Source organism: Frankia sp. CeRuru1, assembly GCF_977966315.1.
This window is the reverse complement of sequence record NZ_CDWWEW010000497.1, coordinates 2,598-3,797: the sequence shown is the minus strand read 5'-3', so window position 1 is coordinate 3,797 and position 1,200 is coordinate 2,598. Positions and strand designations below refer to the sequence as shown.

Below are 1,200 nucleotides of genomic sequence, written 5' to 3'. Positions count from 1 at the left end.
GCTGCGCGGTCCCGGGTGGGCTGGTTGGCCGGCCCCCGGCGCCTTCTTTTCCCGTTGCATTTGCCCCGCCTGGCGCTTTTCTGTTCTTGGCCTTTGCTTTGCTTTTCGCTCTTTCGCTTTCTCATTCCACCTCTCGATTGCGGCATTCGCTCCCCCCGATGTCGTTTTCATCATTGCATCATCACTCAAAGAATCATGAATTGGCGGACGATTGGGGGTTGTATTCGGGCGCGCATAGGCGGAGAATTAGATATCGGCACCGGGAGCGGGACGACACCCCCGGGAGTTCCCCCAAAGTAGAGGAGAGACCTCGTGACCAATGGCGCCTTTTCTTCGGACACGCCGTCCGCTCTTCCGGGCGCGAGAGTCCAGCCGGAAGACATGGCGAGAGTGACGGCGGACGACTGGCGCGCGATTCAGGTCAAGGCTCGCAAGTTCTGCCGTGTCCTGGACGCGGTCGACTCGCGTAAGCGGATGGACGGAAACGCGACCTTCACGGGTCGTGGCTACGGCACGGCGGACGTGAGCGACGACATTACGCAGGATGCCGTGTTGCTGTTCGCTCAACTACTTGGGAAGATCATTCGGAAGTTTGAGCCTGTAACCTACTCCGTGGCCACGCGGGAGCCGGATTCGTGGCTCTACGTCACGAAGCAAGGCGGGACTTTCGTTGCCACCCGCGACAGTATCCAGTACATCGCCATGCGGGACGCTGCCCGACGCAACGGATACCAGATCGACAAGAAGCCTGAGGAGATCGACGCGACCCCCGGGGCACAGCAGATGAAGGCTGTTGCCCGTATGGAGTTCGTAGCCGTCGCGACGCACCTTGCCGCCAACAGTGAGGCTATCTGGCGCTACGCGTTCGGTGACGGTCGGGAGTTCCCCGTTCTCGCGGACGTGCTCACCGAAGGAAACCAGGCCGATGACCTCGGGCGCGCGGGCATCCTTGCCAAGGTGGCACAGAAGCGGCACGGGGGCGCCTACGGTTCCCGTCGCGCTGTGATCCGTACCCGTGACGCTGCCCTAGCGGAATTCCGGGAACTGTCGGAACGAGCCGACGCGGTACGGGAAATGATCACCTACCGTGCCACGCGGGACGGCACGGAGCACTGACGTTCCATCTGTCCTCGCGGAGAGGGCACCGGGAGAGCCTCCCGGTGCCCTCTCGGCATTTCTGAGCCGTGTATCCGGCTGGAC

1 protein-coding gene is annotated in these 1,200 nt (G+C 62.5%); it reads left to right on the top strand.

The window, feature by feature from the left end; genetic code table 11:
• Nucleotides 1–312: 312 nt before the first annotated feature.
• Entirely contained in the window at nt 313–1,116 is an 804-nt protein-coding gene (locus AC08OP_RS23390; protein ID WP_476616143.1) for a hypothetical protein, read from the top strand.
• The last annotated feature ends 84 nt before the right edge of the window (nt 1,117–1,200 follow it).